21 protein-coding genes are annotated in these 24399 nt (G+C 47.4%); 6 read left to right on the forward strand and 15 right to left on the reverse strand.

What is annotated here, in order from left to right:
• Positions 1 to 387: 387 nt before the first annotated feature.
• The 3 genes from DFR44_RS01965 to DFR44_RS01975 form a co-directional block, all read right to left on the reverse strand.
• Positions 388 to 1788 (reverse strand): tetratricopeptide repeat protein, encoded by a 1401-nt coding sequence (locus DFR44_RS01965; protein ID WP_133619041.1) that lies wholly within the window; start codon positions 1786 to 1788, stop codon positions 388 to 390.
• Between the two features lie 173 nt (positions 1789 to 1961).
• The gene (locus DFR44_RS01970) at positions 1962 to 2966 is read right to left on the reverse strand and encodes a DUF2167 domain-containing protein (protein ID WP_162845119.1); all 1005 of its coding nucleotides are present in this window, start codon (positions 2964 to 2966) and stop codon (positions 1962 to 1964) included.
• A 67-nt stretch (positions 2967 to 3033) separates the two neighbouring features.
• Positions 3034 to 3522, reverse strand: coding sequence for a YqaA family protein (locus DFR44_RS01975; protein WP_133619043.1), 489 nt, complete (start codon positions 3520 to 3522; stop codon positions 3034 to 3036).
• 198 nt (positions 3523 to 3720) lie between these two features.
• Between DFR44_RS01975 and ilvA the strand changes: the two genes are divergently transcribed.
• The 3 genes from ilvA to DFR44_RS01990 all read left to right on the forward strand — a co-directional run bounded on the left by ilvA (position 3721) and on the right by DFR44_RS01990 (position 8278).
• Positions 3721 to 5247, forward strand: a complete 1527-nt coding sequence (gene ilvA, locus DFR44_RS01980) for a threonine ammonia-lyase, biosynthetic (RefSeq protein WP_133619044.1) — start codon at positions 3721 to 3723, stop codon at positions 5245 to 5247.
• 15 nt (positions 5248 to 5262) lie between these two features.
• Positions 5263 to 5898, forward strand: coding sequence for an MBL fold metallo-hydrolase (locus DFR44_RS01985; protein ID WP_133619045.1), 636 nt, complete (start codon positions 5263 to 5265; stop codon positions 5896 to 5898).
• A gap of 112 nt (positions 5899 to 6010) precedes the next feature.
• Entirely contained in the window at positions 6011 to 8278 is a 2268-nt protein-coding gene (locus DFR44_RS01990) for an Orn/Lys/Arg family decarboxylase (RefSeq protein ID WP_133619046.1), read from the forward strand.
• Between the two features lie 115 nt (positions 8279 to 8393).
• Here the strand turns inward: DFR44_RS01990 and DFR44_RS01995 are convergent, their stop codons facing one another.
• Together DFR44_RS01995 and DFR44_RS02000 are read right to left on the reverse strand one after the other, a co-directional pair.
• A complete protein-coding gene (locus tag DFR44_RS01995; RefSeq protein ID WP_133619047.1) occupies positions 8394 to 9275 on the reverse strand; it encodes an SMP-30/gluconolactonase/LRE family protein in 882 nt (293 codons plus the stop codon).
• Between the two features lie 42 nt (positions 9276 to 9317).
• Positions 9318 to 10043, reverse strand: a complete 726-nt coding sequence (locus DFR44_RS02000) for an SDR family oxidoreductase (protein WP_133619048.1) — start codon at positions 10041 to 10043, stop codon at positions 9318 to 9320.
• Between the two features lie 146 nt (positions 10044 to 10189).
• Between DFR44_RS02000 and DFR44_RS02005 the strand changes: the two genes are divergently transcribed.
• The gene (locus DFR44_RS02005) at positions 10190 to 10507 is read left to right on the forward strand and encodes a winged helix-turn-helix transcriptional regulator (protein ID WP_133619049.1); all 318 of its coding nucleotides are present in this window, start codon (positions 10190 to 10192) and stop codon (positions 10505 to 10507) included.
• Between the two features lie 38 nt (positions 10508 to 10545).
• Here DFR44_RS02005 and prmA read toward each other — a convergent pair whose 3' ends face one another.
• From prmA to DFR44_RS02030, 5 genes are all read right to left on the reverse strand, one after another.
• Positions 10546 to 11439: a 50S ribosomal protein L11 methyltransferase gene (gene prmA / locus DFR44_RS02010; RefSeq protein ID WP_133619050.1), complete on the reverse strand. Its 894-nt coding sequence runs from the start codon at positions 11437 to 11439 to the stop codon at positions 10546 to 10548.
• Positions 11440 to 11540: 101 nt separating this feature from the next.
• Positions 11541 to 12890 carry an acetyl-CoA carboxylase biotin carboxylase subunit gene (accC, locus tag DFR44_RS02015; protein ID WP_133619051.1) on the reverse strand — a complete coding sequence of 450 codons (1350 nt, stop codon included), beginning with the start codon at positions 12888 to 12890 and terminating at the stop codon, positions 11541 to 11543.
• 119 nt (positions 12891 to 13009) lie between these two features.
• Positions 13010 to 13456: an acetyl-CoA carboxylase biotin carboxyl carrier protein gene (accB, locus tag DFR44_RS02020; protein WP_133619052.1), complete on the reverse strand. Its 447-nt coding sequence runs from the start codon at positions 13454 to 13456 to the stop codon at positions 13010 to 13012.
• A gap of 230 nt (positions 13457 to 13686) precedes the next feature.
• Complete coding sequence (gene aroQ, locus DFR44_RS02025; RefSeq protein WP_133619053.1) at positions 13687 to 14124, reverse strand: type II 3-dehydroquinate dehydratase; 438 nt, start codon at positions 14122 to 14124, stop codon at positions 13687 to 13689.
• Between the two features lie 93 nt (positions 14125 to 14217).
• On the reverse strand, positions 14218 to 15858 hold the full coding sequence (locus tag DFR44_RS02030; protein WP_133619054.1) for an NAD(P)/FAD-dependent oxidoreductase: 1641 nt from the start codon (positions 15856 to 15858) through the stop codon (positions 14218 to 14220).
• A gap of 154 nt (positions 15859 to 16012) precedes the next feature.
• On the opposite strand from DFR44_RS02030, the gene DFR44_RS02035 reads away from it, so the two are divergent.
• Positions 16013 to 16912, forward strand: coding sequence for a DMT family transporter (locus DFR44_RS02035; RefSeq protein ID WP_133619055.1), 900 nt, complete (start codon positions 16013 to 16015; stop codon positions 16910 to 16912).
• Between the two features lie 67 nt (positions 16913 to 16979).
• Here the strand turns inward: DFR44_RS02035 and DFR44_RS02040 are convergent, their stop codons facing one another.
• The gene (locus DFR44_RS02040) at positions 16980 to 17423 is read right to left on the reverse strand and encodes a hypothetical protein (RefSeq protein WP_133619056.1); all 444 of its coding nucleotides are present in this window, start codon (positions 17421 to 17423) and stop codon (positions 16980 to 16982) included.
• A gap of 112 nt (positions 17424 to 17535) precedes the next feature.
• A complete protein-coding gene (locus tag DFR44_RS02045) occupies positions 17536 to 19362 on the reverse strand; it encodes an ABC transporter ATP-binding protein (RefSeq protein WP_211336885.1) in 1827 nt (608 codons plus the stop codon).
• 71 nt (positions 19363 to 19433) lie between these two features.
• On the opposite strand from DFR44_RS02045, the gene DFR44_RS02050 reads away from it, so the two are divergent.
• The gene (locus tag DFR44_RS02050) at positions 19434 to 22319 is read left to right on the forward strand and encodes a M16 family metallopeptidase (RefSeq protein ID WP_133619058.1); all 2886 of its coding nucleotides are present in this window, start codon (positions 19434 to 19436) and stop codon (positions 22317 to 22319) included.
• Positions 22320 to 22592: 273 nt separating this feature from the next.
• Here the strand turns inward: DFR44_RS02050 and DFR44_RS02055 are convergent, their stop codons facing one another.
• The 3 genes from DFR44_RS02055 to DFR44_RS02065 are packed head-to-tail and all read right to left on the reverse strand — an operon-like array spanning position 22593 to position 24399.
• On the reverse strand, positions 22593 to 23543 hold the full coding sequence (locus tag DFR44_RS02055) for a tetratricopeptide repeat protein (RefSeq protein ID WP_133619059.1): 951 nt from the start codon (positions 23541 to 23543) through the stop codon (positions 22593 to 22595).
• Entirely contained in the window at positions 23534 to 23980 is a 447-nt protein-coding gene (locus tag DFR44_RS02060; protein ID WP_133619060.1) for a hypothetical protein, read from the reverse strand. Before DFR44_RS02060 ends, DFR44_RS02055 begins: the two co-directional genes overlap by 10 nt.
• Entirely contained in the window at positions 23977 to 24399 is a 423-nt protein-coding gene (locus tag DFR44_RS02065) for a hypothetical protein (RefSeq protein WP_133619061.1), read from the reverse strand. Before DFR44_RS02065 ends, DFR44_RS02060 begins: the two co-directional genes overlap by 4 nt.

Genomic DNA, 24399 nt, shown 5'->3' on the forward strand with positions numbered 1-24399 from the left:
TGATGCCGTCGCTGCCTTCGAGCTCACGGAATAGAATGAGGTGCGTGCCCATCGCAGTGACCGGGAGCTTCGGGCCTGTGAGGGTGATGGTGCGGCTGCTTGACATGGGTTCTCCCTAGGGGTTCTTTTTTTTGGTGATTGACGGTGTATTTGTGCGCTGCCAATTTGAAGATGGGTGTTTAAGGCTTGTCGTATTCCATCCCTAGCCTGGACTCAGTTTTAACGGGCAGTTTAGCAGCGCATTTGAAAAATACGGACTTAAATTCTACATTACTTTTGTACACAAATTTTGAATGTTTGCATTTGTTGTTGTATACACCTCAATAAATCAAAAATTTTCACTTCTGGCGTGTGCTGCTGATATAAAAGAATACGATAAATAAGCGCTCACACCTTGTAATGCTCGTTGAAAATAAAATCCTGTACGTCTTCAGGATTGACCGTGTCGATTTGAATTTCATGCAAGCCTTCGTGCGCTAAACGCTCGTCGTGAATTAAGGCACGGGTGAAGTGTTCGGCGTAGTTCAAATCATAATTGGCTCTTGCGGCCAGACGATGCTGTTGCAAAACCTCCAGATAATTCATCTGTCGCAACGCTGCAAATAACTCATCGGGATGCTTCCAGCGCAACGCATCGGTATAGACCGCAAAATCACCGCCCAGAATAAATCGAAACGGCCCCATACCCAAATGTGAAACAACAGGCGTGCCACTGCCCATGACTTCAATCGTCGCTTTATTACCACCCGTCGGGAATGAGGGTAAATACACATCCACGCCATAGGCACTCATTGCCTGCCAAATCGACGGGACAACGGGCACATAAATCAGGCGTTCGCGTGGAATGCCGTGTTGAGCTAAATTGGACGCTATCTGCGCCAGCACTTCTGCGGGCAATTCACCAATGTGAACGTGACAGCCGTCGGTGGCACTGATGATGTGTGGAATTAAATCCGCGTAGCTGTAGGGGTAAGGCGATGTGTATTTATGATACGCGCCCGATGAGGCGGTGGTGAGACGACCGTTTTTATAAAAATCATCCGCAGTGCGCGCACCGTAATCGGTTGCAGATAACGGCCAGTACACTTGATTCGGCACTTTTAGCTTGTCTCGGCACAAGCATAAACCCGCAGCATGAAAATCAATATGGTTTAAATGAGCGGCTTGCACGCCCAGTGAAAATTTATAATCGGCATGATGTAAAAAATACCCCGTGCCGCGTGGTACAACGACGCTCGCTGCGAGCGCGACGCTATCGTAGTAATGGTTGAATAAAAATGTTTTGGCGGGATTCAGTGTGACAATTTTTTCTTGCAACCAGCGCAGTTTGTCCAACACCCCGCCTGTCACGCTGATGTCCGCGCGGGCGCCAAGGCGTTTGACTTCATCGACATACAACTGCTCACGATGAACAACGGGGTCGCCGTTGCCTAAATTAGTCAACAAGACCACACACGGCCGCCCATTGGCCAGTTTGATGTAATCTTCCATCACCTTTGTATGACCGCCTGCGGGGTACATGTATGTGGCGATAAAGAGCCACGGCCGCTCGGCTTCACTTAAGCTGCTCGTCGGTGGTTTGGGTGAAACCTGCGCCCAAGCCGCCTCACCCGCCTTGATGCACACATCGTCCAATATGTCTGATGAAAACACCCTAGACTGCGCACGAGGATGATTCAAAATCATTTCGGCAATTTGCATGGTTTCAATCAATGGGGCTTCGTACTGCCCTGCGGCGATTTGGGCGCGTTTGTTTATACGGAAAGTTTCTAAGTCGATGAAATTCATGGTTTTCCCTTAAGCCTTGTCTGATGCGTCGCGTTGATGCCACCAGTGTAAAGAATGAATACCATCAACACAAGCGAACCCTTTTAAAATGAGCGCCTTCAAAAACAAAAAGCCAAAGTAAACCTTGGCTTTTTGTTCTGACTTTAATTCACACGCGTTCATACGCTTGTGTTTTACATTTTGGTGCTGTCTTTCAACTCATCGGGTATTTGCTTGATTGAAACAGGTTCCATTGGTGCGCTTGATTTAGGTTCAGTTTCGCTTGCACTGACATCCGTTGTAGGCACTTGTGCTGTCGCCCCATCCGCATCTTTCTTTTTGAAAAAACGCTTTAAAAATGGAAACACGCCCAGCACGCCCACCAACGCGAGTTTGGCGAACTTGGCTAAAAAAGCCAAAATCAAGGCAAACAGCCCCAACTTTTTCGCCACCGCACCCGTAATCAAAGCCGCCAAACCGTATTCAGCCACTTTATCGCCTAAGCTGGCACTAAAGTCTTCGTAACGCTTGCCATCTACAAAATGTAAGCCTGCGGTCAATTCATCCGTTTTCGCCTTACTCTCGGTTAAGTATTTAGGCTCCGCCAACAACGTCACGCTCAACACGCCTTCTCGTCCCAGCAACCGTGTTTGATAATTGACACTATCGTTTTCCGTCCCTGTCGCCCCTTTGTCATGAGCAACCATCGCCCAAGTTAAGCGGTGCAATTGTGCATCATAAACTGGTTTTTGCGCCCAACCAGAGACCTCTATCGCTTGAAAGCCTTGGGCCACGCGTTCTTTATTGCCTTGCTCAGTACCTTCTTTGTATTGCTCCAAAATCTCATCGGCTTTTAAATCCTTGGCTTCATCATCCTTGACGTAGCCATCGGCCACAAACTTAACAGTATAGATGCCATTATCATTGCTATCGGCGGGCACAATGATGCCGTACAGTTCGGGTGACTCGCCATTACCAAACGATTTCATTAAAGCCTGTGCTTCTTTTTGTGGCACAAAAAAATAGTTTTTGGGAATATTTAACTCTGCTTGACCCGCAACACGAGCGATAAACGGTCCTTTTTGGGCCACCTTATCCGCTGCTGCCCACGCCTCCTGAATCGCAGCATCATTGACTGCCCAAGTCACTTTACTCAAGCAGACCAGCGCCCAAAACATTCCCCATACAACCTTCTTCATCACTTTTTCTCCACAAAGCTCAAGATTATAGCTTTCCCCCCCTCCCTCAGGCATCAACTAATTTTGATTAATTGATAATATTTTGTAAACTTTTCCACACCCCATCGGGAATCCACATCAAAACAGCCGTGGCGACAGCGAAACGAATGAATTTACCCAAGCCCATCCACAACAACACCCCTCGCCACGGCAACTTCAACCACCCCGCCATTGCGCACAAGGCATCCCCAATCAGCGGCACCCACGACAGCAAGAGCACAGGAGCACCCAGCTGCTGCAACCAAATTAAATGCACAACGGGTTTTTGCTTGGCCAAAGCATTTTTAGCACCGCGCCCCATCCAGTAAGTCACCATACCGCCAGCCGTGTTGCCAATCGTCGCAATCACAATAGCCAACCAAAATTGGTCGGGGTTCAGCTTGACATAGCCAAACAGCACGGGTTCAGTTGCCATAGGCAGCAAAGTCGCCGAGACAAAGGCCACGATGAAGACGGCAGGCAGACCGACATCAGGCAAAGCAAAATACGTCAACAAGGTATTTAACCATTCAGGCATGGATATCTTTCTTAATCAAATGCGATTGTTTTTAAATCATCTATGGCTTGCGTTAAGAGTACTTTTTAGAGCACAAGACAGAAGCCAGTTTTTACATATTTCATTGATTCTTGGGGTTGTCGCGCTCTCACGAACCTGTTACCCTTGTGGATTATAAACAAGGGCAATTCCGAGTCCTCCTCACTCAAGAGCACCATTATGCCGCAAATTGACTATTTAAAGAAAATCCTAACCGCTCGCGTGTACGACGTGACCAACGAAACCCCGTTGGAGCTTGCGCCGCAACTCTCGAAGAAAATTCATAACCACGTCTTTTTAAAACGCGAAGATGCGCACGCGGTGTTTTCTTACAAAATTCGCGGCGCTTACAACCGCATGGCGCAGCTCACGCCCGCGCAGCTTAAGCAAGGCGTGATTACCGCCTCAGCAGGCAATCACGCGCAAGGCGTGGCTTTTTCAGCCGCTAAACTCAAATGCAAAGCCACCATCGTTGTGCCCGAAACTTCCCCGCAGATTAAAATCGAGGCCATTAAACGCTTCGGAGGCTCGTATGTTGAAGTGGTGCAACACGGCGGCTCATACACCGACGCTTACAACCACGCCATCGAGTTAGAAAAAAAATACAAGCTCAACTTCGCCCATCCCTTTGATGACCCTGATGTCATCGCAGGTCAAGGCACGATGGCAATGGAAATTTTGCGTCAGCATCCTGAGCCGATTGATGCGATTTTTGTGCCGATTGGCGGCGGCGGTGCTATTGCGGGCATCGCGGCGTATGTCAAAGCGGTTCGTCCTGAAATTAAAATCATTGGTGTGCAGAGCATTGATTCCGATGCCATGTTGCAATCTGTCAGAGCCAATAAGCGCGTGACTTTAAAAGACGTGGGAATTTTTGCCGATGGTACGGCGGTGAAACTGGTCGGTAAAGAAACCTTTCGCTTGGCTAAGCTGTATGTTGACGATTATGTGTGTGTCAGTACCGATGACATCAGCACGGCGATTAAAGACGTGTTTCAAGACACGCGCTCGATTTTGGAACCGTCGGGCGCAATGGCCATTGCGGGCTTAAAAGCTTACACCGAGCTGCACAAATGGAAAGACAAGCATGTGGTTGCCATCGCTTCGGGCGCGAATACAAATTTTGACCGTTTGCGTTACGTTGCGGATCGCGCCGATGCGGGGCAAGCGCGTGAAGCGTTATTTGCCGTCACCATCCCCGAAGAGCGCGGCTCGTTTAAACGCCTGTGTGAGCTGCTCGGCGGACAACGCAGTGTGACCGAATTTAACTACCGCATGAACGATGCGCAACGCGCGCACCTCATGGTCGGCGTCGCCATCAGCCATCATGGCGAATCTGAAAAACTGTCTGAAAAATTCGCCAAACATAATTTCGCCAACACGGATTTGTCGCACAACGACCTTGCTAAACAACACGTGCGCAATATGATTGGCGGCGCGTGCGCAGGTGCGACCAATGAGTTGATTTATCGCTTTGAGTTTCCTGAACGCGCGGGTGTGTTGATGGGGTTTTTAACCTCAGTATCACCCCATTGGAATATTTCGTTATTCCAATACCGCAACCAAGGCGGTGATTTTGGCAGCGTGCTGGTCGGCATTCAAGTTCCTCCTGCTGAACGCGCCTCTTTCAAAAAGTTCCTGCCGACGCTTGGTTATCGCTACTGGGATGAAACCGACAACCCCGTGTATACATTGTTTTTAAAATAGGTTGGTTAAAACGCCATGCAAGTTTTTATTATCCCCGTCACGCCGTTTCAACAAAATTGCTCACTCATCGTCTGCGACCGCACAAAGGAAGCCGCCGTGGTTGACCCTGGTGGTGACATTGAGCAAATTTTGGCGCAGATTAAACAAGCGGGCGCAACGGTCACCCAAATTCTGCTCACCCACGGGCATCTTGACCATGCCGCGGGCGCCCCCGAGCTGGCGAGCGCACTGGGCGACGTGCCAATTATTGGCCCGCACATTGATGACACATTTTGGCTGGACAGCTTAACGGAACAATCGGCACGTTTTGGATTCGGTCATGCCAAGGCTTTCGCGCCAACAGTCTGGCTGAACGACAACGATACGGTGCAAGTTGGGGACTATACATTATCGGTTATTCTGTGCCCAGGGCATACACCAGGTCATGTGGTGTTTTATTCGGCGGACTTAAAACTGGCGTGGGTCGGTGATGTGTTGTTCAAAGACTCGATTGGTCGAACTGATTTTCCACGCGGCAACCATGCGGATTTGATTCACAGCATTAAAAATAAATTGTTGCCCTTAGGGGACGATGTGCAATTTATACCTGGGCACGGCCCAACCTCGACGTTTGGACGCGAGCGCGTGCATAATCCGTATCTAATTGGTTAGACTGGGTAAAACGTATTTTTTGACGCTTTGTAATTATTTATCAACTATTTATCATCTGTTGTTCACAAGAAATTTGATGCACCCCATATTAACAGCCCATAAGAGACACATCATGAAATTCAATTTTCCCATCATCATTGTTGATAAAGATTATCACTCCGATAACATTGCAGGCACGGGCATGCGTGCTCTGGGCGAAGCCTTTGAGTCGCTTGGCACAGAGGTCGTTGCCATGACTCACGCGCGTGATTTTGTTGGCTTGGCGCAGCAAGCTGCGCGTGCGTGTGCATTTGTGGTGTCGATTGATGAACCTGAAAATGGCGAACAGCAACTTGCCGATATGGCGACGCAAACCATCAGCGATTTGCGCAATTTAGTTAAAGAAATTCGCTATCGCAATCATGATATTCCAATTTTTTTGTACGGTCGCACCCACACCGCGCGTCACTTGCCAATTGACATCACGCGCGAGATGCACGGTTTCATTCACATGTTTGAAGACACCAACGAGTTCATGGCGCGTCATATCTTGCGTGAAGCGCATATTTATCTGGATGGCTTATTCACGCCTTTCTTTAAACGTTTGGTCAACTACGCGCAAAACTCATCTTACTCTTGGCACGCCCCTGGTCACTCAGGCGGTGTGGCCTTCTTAAAAAGCCCTGTCGGTCAAATTTTTCATCAGTTTTTTGGTGAAAACATGCTGCGCGCCGATGTATGCAACTCAGTAGAAGAACTGGGACAACCGTTGCAACACACAGGCCCTTTGCGTGAATCAGAAGACAATGCCGCGCGAATTTTTAAAGCAGACCACTGCTTTTTTGTCACCAACGGCACGTCTACGTCTAACAAAATGGTATGGCACGCCAACGTCGCCCCTGGCGACATTGTCATTGTTGACCGCAATTGTCACAAATCAAGCCTGCACGCCATCATCATGACGGGCGCGATTCCTGTTTTTCTCACGCCAACGCGCAATAAATTCGGCATCATCGGGCCGATTCCAAAATCTGAATTTTCGATGGAGACCATCCAGCGCAAAATCAATGAACACCCGTTTATCAAAGACAAAACGCAGCAACCTAAATTTTTTGTACTGACCCAATGCACTTACGATGGCGTGATGTACAACGCTCAAACCATCAAACAGATGTTAGATGGCAAAATACAAACCTTGATGTTTGACGAAGCATGGATGCCGCATGCGTATTTTCACCCGTTTTATGACAACTATTATTCGATTAATGGAGATAAAGGTCGAACACAAAAATCCACTGTATTCGCCACCCAATCGACGCACAAGCTGCTCGCGGCACTGTCGCAAGCCTCTCAAATTTTGGTGCAAGACGCTGTGGAGCAGCCGCTTGACCGCCACCGTTTTAATGAAGCCTATTTGATGCATGCTTCGACCAGCCCGCAATATTCAATTATTGCTTCATGCGACGTGGCAGCAGCGATGATGGAGGGTGAAGGCGGCCATGCGTTGACCAACGACAGCTTGATTGAAGCCATGGATTTTCGCCATGCCATGCACAAGGCGGATGAAGAATACGCGGATTCGTGGTGGTTTAAAGTCTGGGGCCCTGATGCGCTGCCTGAACAAGGGGTCGGTCGTCAATCTGACTGGGCCATTGCCCCCAACGATCGCTGGCACGGCTTTTCAGGCATTGAAAAAGACATGAACATCCTCGACCCGATTAAAACCACCATTTTGATGCCTGGTTTTAATATTGACGGAGAGTACGGCGAAACAGGGATTCCCGCAGCATTGGTCGCGAATTACTTGGCGGACTACGGCATCATCATTGAAAAAGTCGGTTTGTACTCGATTTTCTTGATTTTCAATATTGGCATCACAAAAGGCAAGTGGAACACACTGCTCACGGAATTGCAGCAGTTTAAAGACATCTACGATGACAACAAACCTTTGGTCAAAATTTTCCCAGAGTTTGTGAAAGAAAATCCATGCTATGCAAAACTCGGCATGAAAGATTTGTGTCAAGCCATCCATGAAGCGTATAAAAAACACGACATCGCGCGCATTCAGCACGACATGTACATTGCCCCCGTTATTCCTGCGATGCGTCCTTCCGACGCGTGGGCAAAAATGGCACGTCGCGAATACACGCGCGTCAATGTCCTTGATTTAACCACCGACCACGTCACAGGCTCGTTGGTGACGCCTTATCCGCCAGGCATCCCTTTGCTGGTTCCAGGTGAGCATTTCAATCAAATGACGATTGATTATTTGCACTTTACACTCGAATTCAACCAGCAATTCCCTGGTTTTGAGCAAGATGTGCATGGGTTGATTAAGACTGAAGTGGATGGCAAAATGTGCTATTTCGTTGACTGTGTGAACACGTCATCAAACGACTAAACATTACCTCCCGTTGATTGAGAGGCGTTTAGACATCATTTTAGATGTTGACCGTACAAAAGCCTGACTTATAAAGTCAGGCTTTTGTACAACAACGTCAACAATCCCGATGAACCTACCAAGTGTAGCGACGCACCTTGCCCTCACGCGACATCGGCACCATCAATAATTTTTTCTGCGCAGAATAAAACACATCGCCTGCACCTTGAGGCAAACTCAATAATTGAGTCACGACGCCCACAGGCGTAATGCTGTAGACCGCGGCTTTTTTCCAATCAGAAACAATAAAGTTACCTTTACCATCAAGTTGTAAGCCGTCTAAATTGCCCAAGGCTTGGGCTGTGACTGGGGTGATGACTTTCGTTTTCGGATTGACTTTTAACAACCGACCTTGAGTTGCATTTAGAGGCTTACCATCGGTAAAACGCCCCCAAGCGGCAACATATAAATCGCCTTTGACAAACAATAATCCATTTGGATTTTCCAATTCTGCGCTTTGCATCCAAAGGGTCACTTTTCCATGTTCTAAGCGATAAATAGCTGACGTGAACATATCTGATACATAAATCCGTCCTTGGCTGTCGGCGACCGTGTCATTGAGGAACTGCGCGCCTTCTGGCGAATGTTTGGTCACAACGCCCGTTGTCAAATCAACCTGCACCAACTGGCTTAAGTCACCCACATACAGTTGGTTACCTACAATAGTAATGCCCTTCGGGTCATTTAAGCCAGTGGCGACAGTTTTGATGACTTTTTTAGCATCCGCTGAAATCATCACGATTGAACCATCGCCAACGGTTGAGCCTGCTTGTAAGCTGGCAAAATAAGCATTGCTTTTTTTATCAAAGACTATCGACTCTACGCCAGGCAAATCGGAAATATCTCCCTGAATAACGGGCATGTGCATTTGAGGCGCAGTTGCTTCTTTGGCAAAACCAACACCACTGCTCCACATGAATGACGCGGTCAATACGGCCAACATTAAATTTTTTTTCATACCCATCTCCTTTGTGTTAGTACTTAGATCACGACTTGAATATTAAGCATCTTGTCGCGTTGCTGAAATCACCAATTCGCGGATAGACACTTCTTGTGGCAGTTCATACATAAAACGAACCGAGCTGGCAATGTATTTGGGGTCTAACGATTTACCACCCATGGTTTCTTTCCACTCATTGTAGCCATCAATAATCTCTTGAGAGGTCGTGTGGCTCAACAGCTCTGTTTCTGCGGCACCAGGGGCAATGGTCAAAACACGCACGTTGCTCAAAGCCACTTCTTGGCGCACGGTTTCGGTCAAGGCATGTACAGCGAATTTTGTGCCACAATAAGCGGCGTGGTTCGGGAATGTTTTACGACCTGCGATTGAAGAGACGTTGACAATCGTGCCTGTATTGGCAGCCACCATGTTTTTAATCACCAGTTGAATGCCATTTAAAACGCCCATCACGTTGACATTTAACATCGACTGCCATTCATCTGGGTTTTGGTCGAGCAAGCTGCCCAACAGCATAATGCCCGCGTTATTTACCAGCAAATCCGTTTTGCCATATAATGCCTCGGCTTCAGCAATCGCGGCTTGGAACGACGTGTAATCCGTCACATCAACTGATTTAATCAATGTGTTTTTAAAATTGTATGCTTGTAAGCCATCAATTCGACGCGCCAAAAGCAACATCGGATAGCCTTGAGCGGCAAACTCTTTTGCTAACTCTAAGCCAAAGCCACTGCTGGCCCCTGTAATCACAACTAATTTTTTAGACATATTGACACCTTCATTATTAAAAAATTGACAGCTCATGCTGTCCATTGGGTGCGCACATCATAAATCGATTTGTTTAGAAAAAATACTATCAATATTGCGAGTGTTTTTTGCAGTTGTTTAATAAATTATGAAATTAGGGAAACGTCATGAATGAGATTAATCGCTCAGAAAGTTGCAACATCAATCAATGTGACTTGAGCACAGGCATTGACCAACTGAAATCAAGATGGATGGGCGGCGTTATTCTAAGCCTGCATGAATCGGATAAACGATTCAGCTCTCTTGAAAACAACTTTCCCTTTATGACCTCAGGTCAACTGAACCGAACCTTGCGTCAGGCCATCGACAACCGTTTGATTGAAAAAAAGGAATTGGCCTATACGCTGACGGCGAAAGGGCAAGCGGCTGCGCAATTGTATATGGCCATTGAACAATGGGTCATGACTTTTGATGCCCAGCCATGACCATGGTTCATGGCACGTAAAAATGATATATCTTAAAGTTAAACTTTTTGACCGACTAACGCAATCCATCCATCATCTGCACGCCACAATGCCATTTTCATATACGGCGAGTAGGCTTCGATAAGCTCTTCCGTTTGACGCTCTAAAATACCCGACAGCACCAAATGCCCGCCCTCAGCCACATAATTCACCAAGGCAGGTGCAAGTAATTTCAAAGGATTCGAGAGAATGTTCGCCACCACAACTTGATACGTTGAACCGCTGACCATGCCGTCGGGCAATACAAAACGGGCCTGCGTATCGTTCGCCGAGGCGTTATCAATGGCACTTTGTACCGCTTGTGGGTCAATATCGGTGCCAATCACATCGCCTGCACCCAGTTTTTTAGCGGCAATGGCTAAAATACCACTGCCACAACCGTAATCGAGTACGGTCACGCCTTTGGGCATCTCCGCCGCCAGCCATTGCAAGCACAAACGCGTGGTTGGGTGGCTGCCCGTACCAAAAGCAAGACCAGGGTCAAGGCGCAGATTGATTCGCTCGGCTTCGTCTTCCGCGTTGTGCCACGTTGGTACGATCCACAAATTGCGCGTGATTTCAATTGGCTCAAACTGGCTTTGCGTGAGGCGCACCCAGTCTTGAGCTTCAACTTTGCGTGTGATGTACGCAGGCACAGGCAAATCCAACGCATCAAACGCAACCGCGAGCATGTCTTCAATATCGGCCTCAGGCTCAACAAGAACGACCAAGCGCGATTGTTGCCACGCGTGTGTGGTCGGCTCCATACCTGGTTCGCCGTATAAAGGCACTTCAGCATCCGTGTCGGCATTTTCATCCTCGACCGAGACGGACAACGCCCCCGCTTCCATCAACGCGTCCGATAAGTCTTCGGCATGAGCTTCGTCAATGCTAATTAATACTTCTGTCCACATGGATCATGTCGCCTTTTAATAAAAAACAAAAGACGGGAAAAGCGTCTGTTTACTTTTCCCGTGGTGTATGTGTTTGATAGATTGAATAATCGCCAATCCGCTTATTTGGCGCGGCCTTCAAGTTTATGCTCAAGATAGTGAATATTAAAACCACCCTCTTGGAACGCCTTGTCTTCCATCATTTCACGATGCAAAGGAATGTTGGTTGACACGCCTTCGACCAGCATCTCAGACAACGCCGTGCGCATACGGCCAATGGCCTGCTCGCGCGTGTCGCCGTAGGCAATCAACTTGCCAATCATTGAATCGTAATGCGGTGGCACAAAATAATTGGTATATGCATGTGAGTCAACGCGAATACCGGGGCCGCCCGCCGCATGCCACATTGTGATGCGTCCTGGGCTTGGGGTGAACTTGAACGGGTCTTCGGCATTGATGCGGCACTCAATTGAGTGACCTTTAATCACGATGTCTTTTTGCTTGTAGCGCAAGACTTCGCCCGCAGCGATGCGAATTTGCTCTTGTACAATGTCCACGCCTGTAATCAATTCGGTGACAGGATGCTCCACTTGAACGCGGGTATTCATTTCGATGAAATAAAACTCGCCGTCTTCGTACAAAAATTCAAATGTCCCCGCGCCGCGATAACCAATTTTTTTACACGCCTGCGCACAACGCGCACCAATTTTATCAATCAACTTGCGTGGAATACCTGGCGCAGGGGCTTCTTCAATGACTTTTTGATGACGACGTTGCAAAGAGCAATCCCGCTCGCCCAGATAAATGGCGTTTTTATGCGTGTCGGCCAAAATTTGAATTTCAACGTGGCGTGGGTTTTGTAGGAATTTTTCCATGTACACATTGCCATTGCCAAACGCGGCTTCCGCCTCAGCTTTGGTCATCGCAACCGCATTCAGTAAAGCGGCTTCTGTGTGGACAACGCGCATGCCTCGACCACCGCCACCGCCCGCAGCCTTGATGATGACGGGGTATTTAATGTCCCGCGCCATGCGAATGATTTCTTTGGGGTCGTCACCCAACGCTTCTGGTGAGCCGGGAACCGTGGGCACGCCTGAGGCAATCATGGCTTGTTTGGCCGCCACTTTATCGCCCATGATGCGAATGGATTCAGCCGTTGGCCCGATGAATGCAAAACCTGATTCTTCTACGCGCTCCGAAAAATTGGCATTTTCTGATAAAAAGCCATAACCAGGATGAATCGCCTGAGCGTCGGTCACTTCAGCCGCGGCAATGATGGCGGTCATGTTGAGATAACTTTGTGCAGATTGCGCGGGGCCAATGCACACGGCCTCATCGGCGAGCTTGACATATTTGGCCTCGCGGTCGGCTTCTGAATAAACCATGACGGTTTTGATGCCCATTTCGCGGCAGGCACGTTGAATACGCAAGGCGATTTCGCCACGATTGGCGATAAGAATTTTTTCAAACATAATGGTGCTCTCTTTCATGCACGCTGCACGGTCAGACTTATGTTTTTTTAGAACACGAGCAGCGTCGAAGGATTAAAGCGATACCTCCTAAAGCATGTTCAGGAGGCAAAGTGCTGAGATTAACCGATGATGAATAAAGGTTGACCGAACTCAACAGGCTGACCATTTTCAACCAAAACCTGTTTAATCACGCCATCCGCATCCGCTTCGATTTCATTGAGCAACTTCATGGCTTCAATGATACAGACCGTTTGACCTTTTTTAACCGATGTACCGACTTCAACAAACGCAGGTGAACCTGGTGAAGAGGATGTGTAAAAAGTGCCAACCATGGGCGATTTAACCGTATGGCCTGATTCAGCGGCGGGCGCAGCAGCAGCTTCAGTTACTACGGGTGCGGCTGGCGCAGCGGCGGGTGCAGTGGCATACTGAGGTGCTGCGGCCATGACTACGGGCGCGCCCCCTTTAACGATACGGACTTTACCCTCAGCTTCGGTGATTTCAAGTTCTGAAATATCTGAGTCAGACACCAAATCAATGAGGGTTTTTAGTTTGCGTAAATCCATGGAAAATCACTCCTTCTAAGTGATGGCGCGCAATGTTTTTTGTAAAATGACGCGCCACCAATGTCGTTTCAACGCAACTCAAACATGACCGTTGCCATGTTTTAAATTGTGCGGGATAACGATTATATCGCTTATCTGTTATTAAGTGTGCTTTAATTTCGCCGAATTTTCGTTAAAAGAAATAAAATAGCACGCGCGTTCAGTGAAAATTTTGTGGCAAAGCGTTCTAATTACAACGGCTTTTGCAGCAAAAACCGTAAAGCGGCTTCGTAGCCATATGTCCCTAAACCACAAATCACACCAACGGCAATGTCGGACATAAAGGAATGGTGACGAAATGCTTCGCGCTGATGCACATTTGAAATATGCACTTCCACAAACGGTATCGCCACACCCGCCAACGCATCTCGTAACGCCACGCTGGTGTGCGTGTAGGCGGCGGGATTGATGATGATGGCGTCGTACTGGCCTCGCGCTGCGTGAATGATGTTAATCAACTCACCTTCAACATTGTGTTGCACCGCATCAAGTTGTGCGCCTAAATGATGGGCAACTTCTTTTAAATTACGGTTAATGTCTTCTAAGGTGCTCGAACCATACACCTCTGGCTCTCGCGTGCCTAACAAATTTAAATTTGGGCCATGAATAACCAAAATACGTGATGACATGATTTTCCTTTGCAATAAACGATGTTGCCTTCACTTTAAGCCATTTTGCGCGAACGAAGTGAAGTTGCAGGTGCGTTCTGTATAAATTTAAACTCATGGTTGCGTCAAGCTTAAAGCAACCGCCTCCGCGACTTTAATGCCGTCCACACCCGCGGACAAAATCCCGCCTGCGTAACCCGCCCCCTCACCTGCGGGGTATAGGCCTTTGACATTTAAACTTTGCATGTCATCGCCGCGCGTGATGCGCAGCGGTGATGAGGTGCGGGTTTCTACCCCAGTCAACACCGCATCGTGCATGAAATAGCCTTTAATTTGGCGGTCAAATGCGGGGAGCGCTTCACGTATGGCTTCAATCGCATAACTCGGTAAGCTGCTGTCCAAGCTGCCTAGCTTAGTGCCTGGCTTGTAGGAAGGCTGCACTCTACCAAACTCGCTGGAGGCACGACCTGACACAAAATCGCCGACGAGCTGTGCGGGTGCGCTGTAATCTTCGCCACCCAAGACAAACGCGCGGCTTTCCCAAAATCGTTGAAATTCGATGCCCGCGAGCGCAAGGTCTGTCGGTGCAGTTTCAGGGTAATCGGCGGGCGTGATGTTCACCACAATCCCCGAGTTGGCGTTGCGCTCGTTGCGCGAATATTGGCTCATGCCATTGGTCACCACGCGATTCGGTTCTGATGTGGCCGCGACCACCGTTCCGCCAGGGCACATGCAAAAACTATACACAGCGCGCCCATTCGCTGCGTGATGCACGAGTTTATAATCCGCCGCACCGAGAATCGGATGCCCAGCGTACTTACCAAACCTCGCTTTGTCTATCAATGATTGCGGGTGTTCGATGCGAAAACCAACGGCAAAAGGCTTGGGTTCCATAAAAACCCGTCGCTTGTGCAACATTTCAAACGTATCTCGCGCGCTGTGGCCTAAAGCAATGACCACATGGTTGGACTCAATGATGTCGCCATCGGCGAGCTGGACGCCTTGAATCTGACCATTTTCAATTAACACATCGGTCACTTTTGCACCAAAGCGAATCTCTGCACCCAGCGCAATCATTTCTGCCCGCATTTTTTCAACCATGCTCACCAGACGAAACGTGCCGATGTGCGGTTTACTGACATACATGATTTCTTCAGGCGCGCCCGCTTTGACAAACTCCGTCAATACCTTACGTCCATAAAACTTTGGGTCTTTGATTTGACTGTACAGCTTGCCATCTGAAAACGTACCTGCGCCGCCCTCGCCAAACTGTACGTTTGACTCAGGGTTAAGAATTTTTTTGCGCCACAAACCCCATGTGTCCTGCGTGCGTTGACGCACCGCTTGGCCACGTTCGACAACAATTGGTTTTAGACCCATCTGCGCCAGAACCAAGGCGACAAAAATTCCGCATGGTCCAAAACCCACCACAACGGGGCGTTTTTTTTGTGCCGACAACGCATTGGCGTGCCCCACAAAGTGATAGCGCGTATCGGGCGTTGCGCTGATGTTTTTATCGCCAGCGAACCGCTTCAACATCTGAGCGGCATCATCCACCTGCACGTCAACAATGTAACTCAACAAAATCTGAGTCGACTTGCCGCGTGCGTCGTAACTGCGTTTAAAAACCGTGTACACCAACGATGGACTGTGTTTCAAATCCAATCGTTTGGCAATGGCTTCAGCCAAGGCTTCAGGCGAGTGGTCTATCGGTAAGCGCAGTTCAGTGATGCGAATAGAAGAGGTGTGAGGCATAACATTCAAACAAAAATATCGTAAACCCACATTGTATAGGGGTTCATCACAACCGTATAGTTGTTCATTTGAGACATTCTATTTTATAAATATTTACCTTATTTTTTACGCTACACTGTTGGCTTTTCTCTCGGCTCTTGCCCACCCCTATCCAATGAACACCCAGCCCTCATACTTTTCGGTTTATCTCAAACTCATCGTCGCCACCCTGCTGTGGGGCGGTACTTGGGTGGCCGCACATATTTTAGTCGAAGAAGCCCCGCCATTTACAGGCGCATTCACTCGGCTGATTGTTGCGGTGGCAATTTTGGCTTGGATGGTGTGGCGACAAGAAGGCGGCTTTCCACCGTTGAATTGGCATAGTGGCCGCACGGTCTTTTGGATGGGCTTTACGGGCTTTTTCTTATACAGCTTTTTCTTTCTTACGGGCTTGCAGCACATCAGCGCGGGGCACGGGGCACTCATCATTGCACTTAACCCCGTACTTATCGCTTTGGTCGCGTGGTTGTGGTTTAAAGAGCCAATGACGGCACTCAAGGGGGCAGGCATCCTCACTGCGCTCGCAGGCTGTATTTTGGTCATTTCCAATGGTCACCCTGAAAAATTCTTGCAAGGCGATATCGGGGTTGGCGAACTGCTCATCCTCGGTTGCGTGGCTTCATGGGCGGCCTACACATTCATCGGCCAACGCGCGACCAAAACCTTATCGCCATTGGTCGCAACCTTTTACGCCAGCGCAGTGGGTCTGATTTTGCTCGGCTTCGCTTCATTTAGCGAAAAACCTTGGCTGCTGATTCCGCAGTTTTCACTCATGACATGGTTGTGTTTGCTGTATTTGGGGTTGTTTGGCACGGCAATTGCCTACACCCTATTTACAGACAGCGTCAAAATTATAGGAGCGGCGCGCGCCGCGCCATTCATCAATCTCACGCCAATTTTTGGCGTGTTGTTCAGCGCATTGTTGTTGAACGAGCGATTGCACATCATGGTGTTGATTGGCGGATTGGTAACGATTACGGGGGTGATGATGACGGTGTGGCAACGAGCAAAATAGGGCTATTTTGCTCAGGTTTAATTCAAATCGCCTGTGAATTGAATTGATGGGTCCCCCAAAAAAAAGACTAGGCTAAATGTGCCGCCACCTTGGTTTTATCACGAGTCAACCAGTACATTAAGAACACCATCGAATATAAAGTCACCAAGCTGTCATGGAAAAAAATCATTTTCCAGCCCCAGAACCATTCTTGCTGCTCGCCCCATACATGGGTCACAAAAAAATAAACAAAACATGCTTTTTCAAGACCACTGAAAGCCATCGCCATTAAACGCAGTTCTTTATGCTTGATTGAAATCAGTAATTGCAAGCCAACGCCAGCAACCATAATCCCCCAATGCTGGTAAATGACTTTCCAATACTCAAAACCCTGCAACATTTCTGGGCTGTATCCGTATTGTCCTGATAAGGTCTGTATGGGCCAAAAAGCAACGGACAACACAGTGAACGTTAGAAAACCCGTTATGATTAAATACCATCGAATGGTTTTTGCAAAAAAATGTTCTAACATAATCATCCTTTAAAAATCAGCCGACTGGAGCTAAGTTGTTTGTCAATCACTGTAAACGAATTGCCATTAAAACAAATATGGGTCATTTACGAATACTGAAGTGCAATAATTTTTAATCGTCGCCCAAAAAACCACCGCTTTGATGCGCCCACAAGCGCGCGTACAGTCCGTTATGCGCGAGCAACTCTGCATGCGTGCCCTGCTCGATGATTTTGCCATTATCCAAAACAATCAGCCGATCCATTGCGGCAATCGTAGACAGTCGGTGGGCAATGGCGATGACAGTTTTGCCTTCCATCAATTCGTACAGACTGGCTTGAATCGCCGCTTCGACTTCGGAATCGAGTGCGCTGGTTGCTTCATCGAGCAATAAAATCGGGGCATCTTTGAGCATGACTCGGGCAATGGCGATGCGCTGGCGTTGTCCGCCTGACAGTTTGACGCCTCGCTCACCAACATGCGCATCAAAGCCTTGCCGACCGTTCGCGTCGGATAATGTTTCAATAAAATCAATCGCTTCTGCTCGTTCGGCGGCAAGACGCATATCGGCTTCGCTCGCATCGGGTCGTCCATACATGATGTTGTCTCGTACGGCTCGATGCAATAACGAGGTGTCTTGCGTGACCATGCCGATGTGGGCGCGTAAGGAGTTTTGAGTCACTTGTTTGATGTCTTGACCGTCAATCAAAATCTGCCCTGATTGCACGTCATAAAATCGCAACAATAAATTCACAATCGTACTTTTACCTGCGCCCGAGCGACCAACCAAACCGATTTTTTCACCTGCACGAATGTTTAAATTGAAATTGTCAAGCAAGTGTTTGCCCGCTTCGTATTCAAAATGGAGGTCTTTAAATTCGATTTGCCCTGTTTTGACGGTCAATTGCTTGGCGGTGGGTTCGTCAACAATGGAATGGGGACGCGACAGCGTGCTCATGCCGTCTTGTACCGTGCCTATATTTTCCAATAACGAAGCGGATTCCCACATAATCCAGTGTGATAAGCCATTTAAACGCAAGACCATTGCTGTGGCGGCGGCAACTGCACCGACGCCGACTTGACCCGTCGACCATAACCATAACGACAAACCGACTGTGCCCGAAATCAACATCATGCTCAGGGCATGGTTTGTGGTTTCCAACTGCGTGACCAAGCGCATTTGGCTGTGCACGGTAACCATGAACTCGCGCATGGCGGCTTGCGCATAAGCCGATTCGCGGCGGCCATGCGAAAAAAGTTTGACGGTGGCGATGTTGGCGTATGCATCTGTGATGCGCCCTGTCATCAATGAGCGTGCATCGGCCTGTCTTTGTGCTGTTTTGCCCAATCGCGGCATGAAATACAACACGGAGCCAAAAAAGCCGACAAGCCACAAAGCAAAGGGTAAAACCAACCACGCATCAAAGCCGCTTAAAATGGCGGCACTGGTGAGTAAATAAATCGAGACATAAACCACCATATCGCCGATGTTCATCACGGTGTCTCTGACCGCAAGGGCTGTTTGCATGACCTTAGCCGATACGCGCCCCGCAAACTCGCCTTGATAAAAACTCATACTTTGGTCCAGCATGAGGCGATGAAAATTCCAACGCAAGCGCATCGGAAAAGCACCTTGTAGCGCCTGAAGTTTAATCATGGACTGTGTGAGTACGACCAGCGGGCTGAACGCAATGAGCGACAACATCACGATAATTTCGGTGCGGTGGTTCGCCCATAGCTCGGAGGGTGAGGTGTGTCCAAGCCAATCAACGACTTTACCCATCATGCTAAACAAATAGGCCTCAAACCCACCAATCAATGCGGTTAATATAATCATCATCAACATCCAGCCGCGCATGCCGTCTAAGCACGCCCAAATGAAAGGCAACAAGCCTTTGCGAGGCGGCTGCATGATGGTATCTGGATAGGGGTCGATGCGATTTTCAAACCATTGGAAAATTGTATTCATATTGTTTTTTCTTTGTGTTTTTTTCTTTATGTTGATAAGGTGTTTTTCGTTGGTGGGTTACAATGCAACGGCTTTTTGCCAACCATTTTATCAGTCAACGGATGACCATGCGACCGAATCATTTTAAATATCTTATTTCTGCCACTCTGATATTGAGCGCTTCTTTTTTAAGTATCAATATCCATGCCCGTGCGCCATTACCTGAATCTTCCTTGCTCTCTCCAATCCCTGTTGATGAGCGCCTCACAAAAGGACAACTGGCCAATGGATTAAATTACTACATCTTGCCCAACAGCACGCCTGAAAAAAAAGTTGAGTTGCGCCTCATCGTTAAAACAGGCTCACTCAATGAACGCGATGATGAACAAGGCTTGGCTCATTTCATGGAGCACATGGCTTTCAATGGTACGACGAATTTTCCTAAGCATGAGTTGGTCAACCAACTGGAAAAAATGGGTGTTCAATTCGGTGCGGATTTGAATGCCTACACTGGTTTTAATGAAACCGTATACATCCTACCCATTCCCACAGCAGACCCAAATAACTTGGCCAAAGGGATGCAAATTTTAGAAGACTGGGCTTTTAACGCCACACTCGCTGATTCAGACATTGAACAAGAACGCAACGTCATCTTAGAAGAATGGCGCGCAAGCACTCAAAATCCGCAAGCCCGTATCCAAGAACAAAGTCTGGCGGTGCTGACCAAAGATTCTTTGTATGCCAAACGATTACCCATTGGCAAAACAGACATCATTGAACATGCGCCACCGAGCACTTTACGCGCATTTTACAAACGTTGGTATCGCCCAAACTTGATGGCGGTGGTTATGGTTGGCGATGTCACGGTCGCGCAAGGCAAAGCCTTAATTCAGCAGCATTTTGCCAAATACAACAATCCAACTGAAGCCATCACCTTGCCAGAAGTAAAGTTGCACAATAATCCCAAGCCCATGATTGCGGTATTTGAAGACAAAGACTTACCAAGCAACACCATCTCGTGGCTACAAAAAGAACGCCAAGATAAGATGCTCACACAAACCACTGCGGATTATATTCAGGTTCTCAAATATACATTGCTTTCACAAATGTTGAACAGTCGTTTCAATGAGCTGCTTGACTCTGCACAGCCTCCGTTTGTCAGCGCATCGGCTTATATTGGCAGTGTTGCGGGCATTGTGCGCAGCAAATCGGCATTGCACCTTACTGCCGATGCCGCGCCTGAACAGCAAAAATCCGCCCTGACTGCCTTGCAACGTGAAGTACAACGCATTGTGCAGCATGGTTTCACGCAGGCTGAGTTGAGCCGTGCCAAAGCACAAATGCTGTCGCTGACTCTGAATCAGTTTAACAATCGAAATAAAATTGAATCGGCTGATAAAGCCGCCGAGTACATTCGCGGCGAAACAGAAGGCGAATATTTACCAAGCCTTGCATGGGAAGCATCGAGCCAACGTGCTTATTTACCCTACATTGAGCTAAAAGACATTGATGCCCTAGCACGCAGTTATTTTACGCCCGACAATCGCATTGTTTTAGTCAGCAGCCATGATGGTGACAAGGCTTTGTCATTAAACGACATCGAGCAGATTTTGGCTCAAAATTCAAAGGTCGAAGCTTATGCCGAAAAGACCAAGCCCACCTCTTTACTCAACAACCTACCCAAGGCGGGCCAAATCATTGCCACTTCGTATGATAAATCTCTTAACTTAACCACTTGGACGTTATCCAATGGCGTCAAAGTAAGTTTTAAACCAACTGATTTTAATCAGGATGAAGTGCAATTCATCGGCCACCAAGCTGGCGGCTTTTCGCAACTATCGGATGAAGTGTGGCGTAAGACGCATTGGGCATTTGATGCCTTGACCGAAGCTGGGGTCAATGGTTTATCTAAAACCCAGTTGTCTCATTTGCTCGCCGATAAAATTGTAAAAATCACCCTGTCATCCGATGAAACCCATCAGGGCGTCAGTGGCAGTTTTGCCCCCAAAGACATCGAAACGGCGATGCAAATGATTTACAGCCTTATCACGGGTTTAAATCACAACCCTGATAGTTTCAAAGGTTATTTAGAACGCGCCGTTGCCGCTACTGCCAACCTCAGCAACGACCGCATGGCCGCATTTCAGGACACCGTTGAGCGCAACTTAAATCGTCACAACCCTCGTTTTCATGGGGCCTACCCAAGCGCAACCGATTGGCAAGCGACCGATTACGATTTGGCCTATCAATCCATGCGTCAGGCGATGGATAACGCCAATGGCATGCACTTTACCTTTGTGGGTCAAATCAATCCAAAAACCTTACAACGTCTGAGCGAATTGTATTTGGGCAGTTTACCAAGCAATCTTGATGCAACGCCTTCTTTTAAAGACAATGGTTACCGACCTGATTTTTCTAAACGCACCATTGAAGTTGCTAAGGGCAAAGAACCACTCAGCCTTGTTCACATCGCTTGGGGCGGCGAAACTACCTATGACCGCTCAGAACGTTTGGCTTTGGACGCCATTGGCCACATCATGACCATGCGTTTAACTGATCAATTGCGCGAAGAGCAAGGCGGTGTTTATAGCATTCAAGCACAAGGTGATGTCGATAGGCTGCCTTATGCACACTTTAGCTTTTCAATTGATTTTCCCTGTAAACCCGAAAACAGCGAGACGTTGATACAAAGCGCATTGTCCGTTCTGCAACAACTTATCGATAAAGGTCCAACGGCTCAAGAATTAGAAAAGTTTCAAAAAGCCCGTGCGGTTGGTTATCGAGAGCAACTAAAGAACAATTCTTTTTGGCTCAATCAATTACAAGCGACCCAAAAAAATGGTGTGTCTGCGCAAGACATTTTGACTTATGAACAACGTTTGAATGCGTTGAATGTATCTGATATTCAAAACACCGCTCGTAAATATTTATCCAGCGATGGGGTGACTGCAGTTTTAAAACCAGAGTGATGCTTCGCTTACCGCCCACACTCCACACTATCCATGAGTGCTTCAGATTTTAGAAGCGACAATCATAATCGGCAACCATTTTTTAACTGTTGGTTTTTAAGCCTGCCCCAGTTGATGCTATTGTTGGATGATGTTCACACGCCCGATGATTTTAAAGTGCAACTTTGGCGAACACGTACCATAATGCACGCTTCTCAAGATTTTTATTATGAATACCATTTAATGCAACGCTGGCTGCATCAATCAAAAATGAGTCACTACACTGTTGAGCTATTAATAACCCGCGTTAGCCAAAGATTGTGCGGCAGCCTGTCTAAGCACTGGGATATTCGCTCCATCCCCATAACCGTTTGCCCAGCCGACTAACTGCTCAACTGCTGCGTTCTTGCGACTGGAGAAATACAGATATTTATCCAATGCTTCAACTGCACCATTCAAGTCACCACGCACCGAGCGAAGTTGACCCATCAAAATCCACGATGCGCCACGCTTAGGTTTGATACTCAACGCACGATAAAGTACCTGCTCTGACGCTTCATAATGCCCCTGTTGATAATGACTATAAGCAAGATTGCCCAAAATTTCACCATCGTTTGGGTTTAATTGTGCCGCTCGCTCAAAGGCTAATAACGCTTGCTCGATGTTGCCTTGTTTGCTTAAACGAATACCATCAGCATTTAATGAGCGAGCATCAACAGAATTTAATGGTGCAGTTTCTTGCTGTATCAACGGCTCAGGTGTGCTTGATGCGGGTGCTATAGGAATATATTCAGGTGTTGACTTGAAGTTTTCAGCAGGCGTATTGTTAACCATTGAGGGATTGCTCTTATTATTAAATGCATATGCAGGGGGTGTTGAAAGTCTACAGTCAAAATTTGATTTGATATTTTTGCCGTAAAATCTTCCCATTGAATCAGCTTCACGCCAATTTGAAATAATGTTACTCGGCACGCCACAATAATGATAATACTCATTTTGTAAAAGTACCACCGTATACCTTTCAATCGCGTCATAACAAAGACGGTTGATAAATGAACTGCGTGTAATAGTCTCACATTGCATACGTGATACATCAACCATGCCCTGATATTTCACAAAAACGAGCTCTGATGTTTTACCTGCCGTGCTGGGTGGTTTGTTTTCAGTTTTACCACAACCCAAAAGGGCGGCAACTAAAAAAATAATTAGCGTGACATTTTTCAAGCCGCTATTTTTTACCTGCATCGTGCATCCATTTCGCAATAATCAGGAATTTCTCTTGTGTCTTCTTCGTAAGTGTCATTGCTCATTTCAGATTCTCGTTCGGATACATACAGCAAGCACCCTTTCGTAAATGATGGATTACGCCCATCACAGGCTGTGTCTTTTGATACTCCAAGTCGGTCAGCCCAATAATAACCCGCTTGAAGTTCCGCACAATTTTTTGTGCAAATTTCACCCTTGAAAAAAAAATCGCCTGTTTTGGGTGATTGCACCAATGGTGTTTTATCCGAAAGCGATTGAATTTTTGTGTCTACATTTTGACAATCACGACTTACCAAGCAAGCCGCCTCTTTAGCCTCTTTTTCTTGTTTGCGTTGGGCTACTTTGTGGTCGTCATAGATCGCCCATGCGATAAAGGCAACCCCAAAAAACAACCATATTTTTAATTTATCACTCACGGTACAACTCGTTGTAAATAGGCTTTGTGTGTACAAGCGGCTTTATATCCCATCTCACCCACCGAATTTGGGTTAGTTGCTACAAATTGTATCGGCGTTTGAACACGACTAATTGCCTTGCCAAACCTATCAAAAGCAATTATGTTTGTGACTGCAGAAAGGAGATTTGAACAATCAATGATTTGACGCGTTTGAGTATAGCCTTTTGAGCTTGCAGGAATATATTTGAACCAAGCATAAACCAAGTTTGGATTTATGGCGTCAAATTGAATGCTGGGGTAATGGATAAAAAAATTATTTCCAGTGTTATCACTTGCTGTCCAAGTATAACCATCCTCCATTTGCGTAGCATAAACAGCTGTTATGTTTGAACAAAAAACACAAGCAAGTGAAATAAATGATTTCTTATATTTGCTCAT

Source organism: Hydromonas duriensis, from assembly GCF_004363775.1.
Taxonomy (GTDB): Bacteria; Pseudomonadota; Gammaproteobacteria; order Burkholderiales; family Burkholderiaceae; genus Hydromonas; species Hydromonas duriensis.

Bases quoted from the DNA above. Each gene is read 5' to 3' on its own strand.
- DFR44_RS01990 (WP_133619046.1), top strand. From the start codon at position 6,011: ATGAAATTCAATTTTCCCATCATCATTGTTGATAAAGATTATCACTCC.
- DFR44_RS02065 (WP_133619061.1), bottom strand. From the start codon at position 24,399: ATGAGCAAATATAAGAAATCATTTATTTCACTTGCTTGTGTTTTTTGT.
- prmA (WP_133619050.1), bottom strand. From the start codon at position 11,439: ATGTGGACAGAAGTATTAATTAGCATTGACGAAGCTCATGCCGAAGAC.
- accB (WP_133619052.1), bottom strand. From the start codon at position 13,456: ATGGATTTACGCAAACTAAAAACCCTCATTGATTTGGTGTCTGACTCA.
- ilvA (WP_133619044.1), top strand. From the start codon at position 3,721: ATGCCGCAAATTGACTATTTAAAGAAAATCCTAACCGCTCGCGTGTAC.
- accC (WP_133619051.1), bottom strand. From the start codon at position 12,890: ATGTTTGAAAAAATTCTTATCGCCAATCGTGGCGAAATCGCCTTGCGT.
- DFR44_RS02055 (WP_133619059.1), bottom strand. From the start codon at position 23,543: ATGCAGGTAAAAAATAGCGGCTTGAAAAATGTCACGCTAATTATTTTT.
- DFR44_RS02035 (WP_133619055.1), top strand. From the start codon at position 16,013: ATGAACACCCAGCCCTCATACTTTTCGGTTTATCTCAAACTCATCGTC.
- DFR44_RS01985 (WP_133619045.1), top strand. From the start codon at position 5,263: ATGCAAGTTTTTATTATCCCCGTCACGCCGTTTCAACAAAATTGCTCA.
- DFR44_RS01970 (WP_162845119.1), bottom strand. From the start codon at position 2,966: ATGAAGAAGGTTGTATGGGGAATGTTTTGGGCGCTGGTCTGCTTGAGT.
- DFR44_RS01995 (WP_133619047.1), bottom strand. From the start codon at position 9,275: ATGAAAAAAAATTTAATGTTGGCCGTATTGACCGCGTCATTCATGTGG.
- DFR44_RS02050 (WP_133619058.1), top strand. From the start codon at position 19,434: ATGCAACGGCTTTTTGCCAACCATTTTATCAGTCAACGGATGACCATG.
- aroQ (WP_133619053.1), bottom strand. From the start codon at position 14,124: ATGTCATCACGTATTTTGGTTATTCATGGCCCAAATTTAAATTTGTTA.
- DFR44_RS02005 (WP_133619049.1), top strand. From the start codon at position 10,190: ATGAATGAGATTAATCGCTCAGAAAGTTGCAACATCAATCAATGTGAC.
- DFR44_RS01975 (WP_133619043.1), bottom strand. From the start codon at position 3,522: ATGCCTGAATGGTTAAATACCTTGTTGACGTATTTTGCTTTGCCTGAT.
- DFR44_RS02000 (WP_133619048.1), bottom strand. From the start codon at position 10,043: ATGTCTAAAAAATTAGTTGTGATTACAGGGGCCAGCAGTGGCTTTGGC.
- DFR44_RS01965 (WP_133619041.1), bottom strand. From the start codon at position 1,788: ATGAATTTCATCGACTTAGAAACTTTCCGTATAAACAAACGCGCCCAA.
- DFR44_RS02030 (WP_133619054.1), bottom strand. From the start codon at position 15,858: ATGCCTCACACCTCTTCTATTCGCATCACTGAACTGCGCTTACCGATA.
- DFR44_RS02040 (WP_133619056.1), bottom strand. From the start codon at position 17,423: ATGTTAGAACATTTTTTTGCAAAAACCATTCGATGGTATTTAATCATA.